Here is an 8854-nt window from a genome sequence, read left to right as displayed (position 1 = left end):
TGGCGGGGGCGCTCGCGGGGTGGGCCGCGCTGGAGCTCTCGCTGCTCGGTGTCGGCGGCGTCTCGACCGGCGCGATCAGTCCGCTCAGCGCCGGGCTGTCGATCATGCTCTGCGGCGGCCTGACGTGGCTGGCCAGCGTCGAGGAACCGGCCGCCTTCTCGACTGCGCTTCTGGTCCTCGTGAGCGCGCGCGGCGACGCGGTGCTCGTGTTCGGCACCACCGTCGACCCGGCGGCGGCCTACGTCGTGGCCGTCGCGGTCTCCGGCAGTCTCGTCGCGGGCGCGTTCACCGTCTGGCGCACGCGGTTCTACGAGGAGCGCGCTCGCTACCTCTACGGGACCACGCAGGCTGACGACCATGTCCTGGTGCCGATGCGTGGGGAGACGAGCGAGGCGACCGCGTTCTTCGGTGCGCGGCTCGCGGCCGCCCACGATGCAGGGAAGGTTGTCCTCCTCGACATCGTCGACGACGCGGAGATGGCGGTCGCGGAGCGGGCAGTGTCCGCCGACCACGGCGCCGCGACGCCCGGAGACCTCCCGGACTCGGTGCGGGCGTCGTTCGACGGCGACTTCGAGGAGGAGGTCTCGGACCGAGCGGCGGCGGCGGCGGTCGAGCGGCTCGAACCTCACGCCGCGGAGATCCGAGCCCGGTTCGACGTGCCGTGCGAGGTGGTCGTCGCGGCCGACGGCGATCCGGCCCGGGTCGCCGTCGAGACCGCCCGCGCGACGAACTCGGACCTGATCGTGACGCCGTACGAGACCGAAGACGGCCTCCTCTCGCCGTTCGCCCGGGAGGTCTTCGCCGGTCCACTCGACGCCGTCGCGTTCCGGTCGACGACGGGCGTCCACACCTGGCGGCGCGTCCTCGTACTGGTCGCCCGGCCCGGCGACTCGGCGCACGCGATGATCGACTTCGCAGAGCGACTGGCCGGCGAGAGCGGCGGGGTGAGCGTCTGTACCTGTATCGACGCCGAGTCCGAGCGCAGACGGGCCGAGACGAAGCTGGCGAACCTCGTCGAGACCACGACGGGGCCGGTCGAGACGCGGGTCGCGCGGTCGGAGGTGACGGCGTTTCTCGGCGCGAACGCGGACGCCTACGACCTCGTCCTCATGGGGTCGAGCGGGGACCGCTCCGCGGCCTCGCGGCTCGTCTCTCCGCCGACCTTCGAGCGCATCCAGGACGTCCAGTGCGACGTGGCCATCGTGGACCGCGGGAACGCGGACCACGAGGTGCGGGTGTTACGAGAGGGGTGAGACCGTCGGCGGCGCGCGCGGCGGATCCCCTCTCGGCCAACCGCCGCCGCTCCTCCATTTATATACCTCCCGCCGCGTAGTTCGGTCGTGTCCCGCGTCACCGTCAGCATCGACCCGCACGTGCACTCCGAGGACAGCTATGACGGGCACGAGCCGGTCGATCTGATCTTGGAACACGCGGCCGAGATCGGGCTCGACGCGGTCGTTATCACCGACCACGACGTGATCCGCGAGTCGAAACGCGCCGCGGAGACCGCCGCCGAGTACGGGCTGATCGGCATCCCCGGCGTGGAGGTGTCGACCGCGCACGGCCACCTGCTGGCGATCGGCGTCGATCGAATGCCGCCGCGCGGCGAGCCGTACGCCGAGACGGTCCGGCGGATCCACGAGCAGGGCGGCGTCGCGATCGTTCCCCACCCGTTTCAGCGCTCGCGCCACGGCGTCCGTCAGCGCGACATCCCGACGCCCGGATCGGGCGACGGCTCCGGCGGGGAAGCGCCGGACGCCGAAACGTCCGGCGTGGACGCGGAACTGCCGGACGAGGACGCGGTCGACGCGGCCGGGGCCGCCGCGCCGGGCGCCGAGGTCGACGCCGTCGAGGTGTTCAACGCGTGGCTGTTCACGGGGTACCGCAACCGACGCGCGCGGCGGTTCGCGGCGAACCACGGCTACCCGGGGGTCGCCGCGAGCGACGCGCACCACCTCCAGTACGTCGGCCGGGCGTTCACTGAGCTGACGATCGAGGGGCGAGAGTCGGTCGGCGAGGTCACCGCGGACGACGTGCTGACGGCGATCCGCCGCGGCACGACGACCGTCGACGGCCGGCGCGCGCCGATCCGAATGGCGGCGAAACACTACGTCGGCGCAGCCGGACGCCGGTCCGGGTACTACGCGCGGACCGGCGCGGCCCGGGGCGCTCGGGCCACCAGGCGGACGACCCTCGGCGCGCTCACGGCCGCGAAGGTCGCCGCCCTCCAGTCGGTCCACCGGACTCGCCGGTTCCTCTCGTGGTTCGCCTGACCGGGCGCGTCGGCGGCCGGGGGCGTCGGCGAGCGGCCGCGACCGAGGGTCCGAACGACGGCGCCCGCGGAGAACGGGGTTTTTGCCCGCGGCCGCGAATGTGTGAGCATGAGCCACGACAGACGGGAGTCCGGGTTCAAGCGGCGGACCCGGGTCGCGGACGCGAGGGCGACGCTGCTCGACGCCGTCGCGCCGAACGACCGGACGGAGACGGTCCCGGTCGAGGCGGCCGACGGCCGCGTCGTCGCCGAACCGATCGACGCGCCGGCGCCGGTGCCGGGGTACGACCGCGCCGCGATGGACGGGTACGCCGTCCGCGCGAGCGACACCTTCGGCGCCGGCGACCGATCGCCGGCGGTCCTGACCGCCAAGCCCGCCGAGGCGGACGCGGTCGCGCCCGGCGAGGCCGCTCGGGTCCACACCGGCAGCGCAGTCCCGGAGGGCGCGGACGCGGTCGTGATGATCGAACAGGTCGAGTCGGTCGGCGGCGAGGTGGAGGTGTTCGAGCCGGTCGCGACCGGCGAGAACGTCGGCGAGGCCGGCGAGGACGTCGCCGACGGCCAGCGTCTCTACGAGCCCGGCCACGCCCTGCGCCCCTCCGACCTCGGCCTGCTGCGCTCGGTGGGCCTCGACACCGTCACGGTCCGGGAGCCGCCAGAGGTCGCTGTGATCCCGACCGGCGAGGAGCTGGTGGAGTCGGATCCCGGCCCCGGCGAGGTGATCGAGACGAACGGGCTCACCGTCTCCCGGCTCGTCGAGCGCTGGGGCGGCGAGGCGCGCTACCGCGACGTCGTCACCGACGACCCGGAGGCGCTGCGCGAGGCCGTCGCCGCCGACCTCGACGCCGACGTGGTCGTCACCACCGGCGGCTCGTCGGTCGGGGAGCGGGACCTGATCCCCGAGGTCGTCGGCGACCTCGGCGAGGTGCTGGTCCACGGCGTCGCGCTGAAGCCCGGGCACCCAGTCTGCCTCGGCCGCGCCGAGGGGACGCCGATCGTGTCGCTGCCCGGCTACCCGGTCGCGTGTATCGTCAACGCGGCGCAGTTCCTCCGCCCCGCGATGAAGCGCGCGGGCGGGGCCGACGTAGAGCCGTTCCCGACGCGGCGCGCGACGCTCGGCCGGAAGGTCGCGAGCGAGCCCGGTGTACGGACCTTCGCGCGCGTGTCACTTTCGGGTCCCGACGACGGCCCCGACGGGGACGCGGCGGTCGACGACGCGCTCCCGACCGCGACGCCGACCCGCGCGAGCGGCTCCGGCATCCTCTCTAGCGTCGCGCTCGCTGACGGCTGGGTGGTCGTGCCCGAGCCGCGGGAGGGGCTCGACGCCGGCGAGTCCGTCGACGTCGAACTGTGGGAGGTGACGGAATGAGCGACCGCAAGGAGTTCCGGGACCTCGCGACCCCCGAGGCCGCGCGCGAAGCGATCGAATCGCTCGACCTGTCGCCGACCCCGGAGACGGTTTCGCTGGCGGACGCCCGCGGTCGCGTTCTCGCCGAGCGCGTCGACGCCGCGATCGACGTGCCCGGCTTCGACCGCGCGTCGATGGACGGGTACGCCGTCCGCGCGCGGGAAACCTTCGGCGCGGACGAGGCGGATCCCGCCGAACTCGACCTCGTCGGCGCGGTCCACGCGGGCGCCGCGCCCGACGTGACCGTCGAGCCGGGGACCTGCGCGGAGATCTCCACCGGCGCCGTCATGCCCGACGGCGCCGACGCGGTCGTGATGGTCGAGCGTACCGACGAGCTCGGTTCGGGCGGGGACGGGGTCGACGACGACGGTCCCTCGCGGATCGCTGTCCGCACGTCGGTCGCGCCGGGCGACCACGTGATGACAGCCGGGACCGACATCGCCGCCGGCGCCCGCGCGCTCGGACCGGGCACGCGGCTGACGCCCCGCGAGATCGGGCTGCTGTCGGCGCTCGGCGTCGACGAGGTCCCGGTCGAGGGGCGGCCGCGGGTCGGTATCGTCTCGACCGGCGACGAGCTGGTCCGCCCGGGCGAGGCGCTGAACCCGGACCGCGGGGAGATCTACGACGTGAACTCGACGACGATCGCCGCCGGCGTCGAGGAGGCGGGCGGCGAGCCGGTCCTCTACCCGCACGCCGGCGACGACTACGACGAGATGGAGCGGCTGCTGCGCCGGGCGGCCGACGAGTGCGACCTCGTGCTCTCGTCGGGGTCGACCTCGGCGAGCGCGGTCGACGTCATCTACCGCGTGATCGAGGCGCGCGGGGAGCTCCTGCTCCACGGCGTCGCGGTCAAGCCCGGGAAGCCGATGCTGATCGGCCGGCTCGACCGGGGCGGCTCCGACGGCGGCGACGGCGACGAAGGCGTCGGCGAGGACGCCGCCCGGAACGATGCCTCGGTCGGCGAGTCCGCGTACGTCGGCCTCCCCGGCTACCCGGTGTCCGCGCTCACCATATTTCGCACGTTCGTCGCGCCCGCGATCCGCGACGCCGCCGGCCAGCCCGAGCCCGCGACGGCGACCGTCGAGGGGCGGATGGGCGTGAGCGAGCGCTACTCGGAGGGCCGTCTCCGGCTGATGCCCGTCTGCCTGCTCGACCTGGACGACGACGCCCCCCCGCTCGTCTACCCGGTGGACAAGGGGTCCGGCGCGACGACGAGCCTCGTCGAGGCTGACGGCGTCGTCGCGGTCGACCCGGACACGGAGGTCCTCGACGCCGGTGAGGCGGTCGAGGTACAGCTGTTCTCGCCGGACGTGCGCCCGCCGACGCTGCTCGGCGTCGGCGAGGACGACCCCGCGCTCAACCGCCTGCTCGACCGCCTCGCGAACCCGCGGTACCTCGCCGTCGGCTCGCGCGAGGGGCACCGCCGCCTCCGTGACGGCGTCCCCGACGTGGCGGTGACCGCCGGACCGACCGACCGCGAGGTCGGCGCCGAAGCCCTCGGCGGCTGGACCCGCGAGTGGGGGCTTGTCGTCCCCGACGGCAACCCGGAGGCGGTGACCGGGATCGCGGACCTCGTCGGCCGCGACCTCCGCTTCCGGAACCGGCCCACAGTCTCGGGCCTCCGTCGGAGCCTCGACACGGCGCTCGACGACCTCGCGGACGAGCGCGACGCCGACCGCCGGGACCTCGCCGAGCGGATCGACGGCTACGAGCGGACCGCGAAGGCGTTCGAGAGCCCGGTCCGCGCGGTCGTCGCGGGCGACGCGGACGCCGGGCTCGGGCTCCGCGAGACGGCGGAACGGCTGGGTTGTGCGTTCGTCCCGCTCGGCGAGCAGTCGGTCGTCGTCAGGGCGGCCCCCGATCGCGCCGGCCGCGAGCCGGTCGCGGCGCTGGCGGCCGCACTCGACGGTGACGGCGGTCGCGGCGGGATCGACGCGATCCTCGCCGACCTCCCGGGCTACTCGCGGAACAGCCGAAACGATCCCTGACCGACGACGACCTCGCCGCGGTCCCCGTCGACGCCGCTGGTGACGGTCATCTCGCTGACGCCGATGGAGCCGCCGGCCCGGATCACTTCGGCCTCCGCGCGGAGGTCGCCGGTCGCGGGGCGGAGGTAGTTCGCGTTGAGGTTCACCGTCGCGACGCCGCCGTCGAGCGGGTCCTCGAACGTCGTGCGCTGCGCGACGCCGCCGGCCGTGTCAATCAGCGTCGCTGCCACGCCGCCGTGGATCGTCTGCCCGTCCGTGTTCGTGAGCTTCTCGTCGAAGGGGATCGAGAGCACGACGCGCCCGCGCTCGACCGTCTCGACCGACGTGTTCAGCCACGAGAGGTAGCCGTGTTCGTCCTCTAACTTTTGTTCGACGAACCGCGTCGCCGCGTCGGGGAGCGGGTGCATCTCCGCGATGTCCGTCTGATCCATGTCCCGCCGGTCGTCCCGGGACGGCTTGTACCCCCCGGAAACGGGCGACAACCGGCGATCGATTGACGGCCTCGCTCACCCGACGCCGAGCCGGATCGGGTCGTCGCTTGGCACGAGCTCGACCGTCACCGACTCGCCGATCGCGAACGAGCGGTCCGGACAGACCAACTTGACGCCGAAGCGCTCGCCGCGCGCGGCGAACAGGGAGAGCCCCACGATGCGATCGCCGTTCGCGCGGACGTCGACCGCCCCCCACTCGACCCGTGGCGCCCCGGACGACCCCCCGCCGTGGGCGGCCGCGGTTCCGATCCGGGTCCCGAGGAGGGACACCGCGTCGCCCGACCGCGGGCGTCGCTCGTCTCTTCCGTCCTCGCCGGGCGCCGCGTCGCTCGCCGCGAACGTCCCGCCGCCCGCGTAGTGCGTCAGCCCGCCGTCGAGCGGGACCCCCCCGTCGCTCGCGAGCGCCGCGAACGACGGTCCGGGCTCGGTCCGCCGCGGGCCGGCGAGCACGACGTGGGTCGGCCCCCGCCCGACGACGGTTCCGGTCCCGTCCCACGCGACCCGCTCCACGGGGAGGTCCGCGGCGACCGGGAGCGACCCGCTCGCTCGGAGGGGGTTCGCGTCCGGCGGGCGGAACCCGAGGTGGACGTGGTCGTCGACCCACTGGCCGAAGAAGCCCGAGCGGGTCGTCGGGCCGAGCGCGTCGCCGACGGTGACCCGGTCGCCCGGCGTCACCGCCGGGATCACGTGGAGGATCCGCGCGACGGTGCCGGAGGGCGCGCCCGCGCGAGCACACCACTCATCGTCGAGGCCGACGACGATCAGGTGGTCCTCGTCGGCCGCATACGGACGGTCCGGACAGCCGACGGTGCGGACCGCGCTGACGGTCCCGGCGACCGGAGAGCGGCCGACCCCGTCGCCCGGGTAGAGGTCGACGGCGCGACCGCGTTCGTGGGCGGGGTACGGGGAGTTGAACCGCGAGAACTTCTCGTATTGCTCGACGACCTCCGCGGGGAGCGTGACGGTCGCCTCCGGCGGGTCGGTCACGGGTCGGCGACCTCCATCCTCTCGATCACGAACCGCGCGCCGCCGGCGTCGGACTCGGCGACCGAGAGCGTCCAGCCGTGCGCCTCGGCGATGTCGCCGACGATCGCCAGCCCCAGCCCGGTGCCGCCGCCGAGCGACACGCCGCGCTCGGTGACTCGCTCGCGCTCCTCGGCCGGGATCCCGGGACCGTCGTCGCCGATCGAGAGCGCGGCCCGGTCGCCGCCCCGGGTGATAGCGACCGTGACGGCCACGTCCTCTCCCGCGTGTTCGATCGCGTTGCGGAACAGGTTGGAGGTCAGCTGTTCGAGCCGGTCGCGGTCGGCCAACGCGGTCGCGTCGCCCTCGACGGTCAGCGTCGCGTCGGCGGTCTCGAGCCGCGACCAGACGCGTCTGACCGTCCCGTCCAGCGAAACCCGGTCGAGGTCGTCGACCGTCTCCCCCGCCGTCGCCAGCGCGAGGAGTCCCTCGATCATGTCGTCCATCCGCTCGTGGGCGTTCGCGGCCCGCTCTAAGGCGCCGTCGGGGTCGCCGTCGCGCTGGCGGGCCAGCTCGACGGCCGCAGACGCGGCGGCGAGTGGGTTTCGCAGGTCGTGCGAGACGACGCCGGCGAACTCCTCTAACCGCTCGTTCTGCCGTTCGAGCTCCGCCTCCCGGCGTTCGAGTTCCGCCTGTCGCCGCTCCCGCGCGGTCACGTCGCGGAGCAGGAAGACGTGGCCGCGGTCGGTCCCGCGCGGGTCCGTGATCGGGTTCTCTTGGATGTCGAACTCGCGGTCCCCGATGGCGATCGGGTGTTCGACGCCGGACTCCAGCCGCGGGAACACGTCCGACAGCGACGAGCCGACCGCGTCGGGCGGGAGGAGCGACTCGGCGGCGGGGTTGAGGTCGCGGATCCGCCCGTCGGAGCCGGAGACGATCACCGGGTCCTGCATCACCTCGACCGCGGTGTCGCGCGCGACGACCGCGGCGTCGAGGGTGCCGAGCCAAAAGACGGTGCCGTAGAGGAACACGCCGTGGATCACGAACGCCGTCGGCAGCCACGAGAGGTCCCCGTAGCTCCCGACGTCGACGAACGTCACGGCCCCCGCGAGGAACGGGAACAGCGTGCCGAGCAGCACGACGAACGTCTGGAGCCGGTAGCGGTTCCCGGTCCGGTCGTAGAGGTCGACGACGAGGGACGCGCCGGCGAGACACAGCGCGTACGCGAAGAGGACGAACGCGCCGCCGGCGGGACCCAACCCGTATCCGAGCAGCGTGAACGGGCCGTCGGCGACGGGGGCGACGGAGCGCCGGGCCAGCCCGTGGGTCCCGCTCGACCACGCGAGGAGGACCCAGACGAACGCGGGGGTCGCGAGCGCGACGATCCGGTTCTCCGTCCGCCAGCGTTCGCGCCCGGTGAACGCCAGCGCGAACGCCATCCAGAGGACGGGAAGCGCGCCGAGGAGCGGCGTCGCGAGGCTGAGCGCGACGCGCATCGCGAGCTCACCGGACGCGGCAATCTGGAGGCCGTACAGCAGCGACGCGCCGCCGCCGCTGAGGAGGTACAGCGCGACCTCGAGGCCGCCGGGCTCGTCGCGCTCCCGCCACGCGACCCGACCGAGCCAGAGCCCGATGACGCCGGCCAGCAGGCAGGCGGTCAGGTACGCCTGAACCGGCAGGGCGCTCAGGTCGCTCATCGATACCGGTACCACTTCCAGCGCCGACCAAACCG

General features: G+C 74.1%; 7 protein-coding genes. 4 read left to right on the top strand and 3 right to left on the bottom strand.

The window, feature by feature from the left end; translation table 11 throughout:
• The 4 genes from B9G49_RS14965 to B9G49_RS14950 form a co-directional block, all read left to right on the top strand.
• Nucleotides 1-1253: universal stress protein (locus B9G49_RS14965; protein ID WP_086216906.1), on the top strand; the 1253-nt coding region annotated here is incomplete at its 5' end.
• Between the two features lie 87 nt (nt 1254-1340).
• On the top strand, nt 1341-2273 hold the full coding sequence (locus B9G49_RS14960; RefSeq protein ID WP_086216905.1) for a PHP domain-containing protein: 933 nt from the start codon (nt 1341-1343) through the stop codon (nt 2271-2273).
• Between the two features lie 108 nt (nt 2274-2381).
• Nucleotides 2382-3641, top strand: coding sequence for a gephyrin-like molybdotransferase Glp (gene glp / locus B9G49_RS14955; protein ID WP_086216904.1), 1260 nt, complete (start codon nt 2382-2384; stop codon nt 3639-3641).
• Complete coding sequence (locus B9G49_RS14950) at nt 3638-5668, top strand: molybdopterin biosynthesis protein (protein ID WP_086216903.1); 2031 nt, start codon at nt 3638-3640, stop codon at nt 5666-5668. The genes glp and B9G49_RS14950 overlap by 4 nt, the downstream gene beginning before the upstream one ends.
• On the opposite strand, the gene B9G49_RS14945 is transcribed toward B9G49_RS14950, so the two are convergent.
• From B9G49_RS14945 to B9G49_RS14935, 3 genes are all read right to left on the bottom strand, one after another.
• Nucleotides 5638-6099, bottom strand: coding sequence for a PaaI family thioesterase (locus B9G49_RS14945; RefSeq protein ID WP_086216902.1), 462 nt, complete (start codon nt 6097-6099; stop codon nt 5638-5640). The two genes, B9G49_RS14950 and B9G49_RS14945, sit on opposite strands and share 31 nt — an antisense overlap.
• A 75-nt stretch (nt 6100-6174) precedes the next feature.
• Nucleotides 6175-7146 (bottom strand): hypothetical protein, encoded by a 972-nt coding sequence (locus B9G49_RS14940; protein WP_086216901.1) that lies wholly within the window; start codon nt 7144-7146, stop codon nt 6175-6177.
• Complete coding sequence (locus B9G49_RS14935) at nt 7143-8819, bottom strand: histidine kinase N-terminal 7TM domain-containing protein (protein WP_086216900.1); 1677 nt, start codon at nt 8817-8819, stop codon at nt 7143-7145. The genes B9G49_RS14940 and B9G49_RS14935 overlap by 4 nt, the downstream gene beginning before the upstream one ends.
• Nucleotides 8820-8854 lie beyond the last annotated feature (35 nt).

The sequence above is a fragment of the Halorubrum sp. SD683 genome (assembly GCF_002135045.1).
In the GTDB taxonomy this organism is placed as follows: Archaea; Halobacteriota; Halobacteria; order Halobacteriales; family Haloferacaceae; genus Halorubrum; species Halorubrum ezzemoulense.
Note: the sequence above shows the minus strand (reverse complement) of the source record. Positions and strands in the feature narration are given on the sequence as shown.

Coding starts and splice junctions, on each gene's coding strand:
- glp (WP_086216904.1), top strand. CDS start 2,382: ATGAGCCACGACAGACGGGAGTCCGGGTTCAAGCGGCGGACCCGGGTC.
- B9G49_RS14950 (WP_086216903.1), top strand. CDS start 3,638: ATGAGCGACCGCAAGGAGTTCCGGGACCTCGCGACCCCCGAGGCCGCG.
- B9G49_RS14945 (WP_086216902.1), bottom strand. CDS start 6,099: ATGGATCAGACGGACATCGCGGAGATGCACCCGCTCCCCGACGCGGCG.
- B9G49_RS14935 (WP_086216900.1), bottom strand. CDS start 8,819: ATGAGCGACCTGAGCGCCCTGCCGGTTCAGGCGTACCTGACCGCCTGC.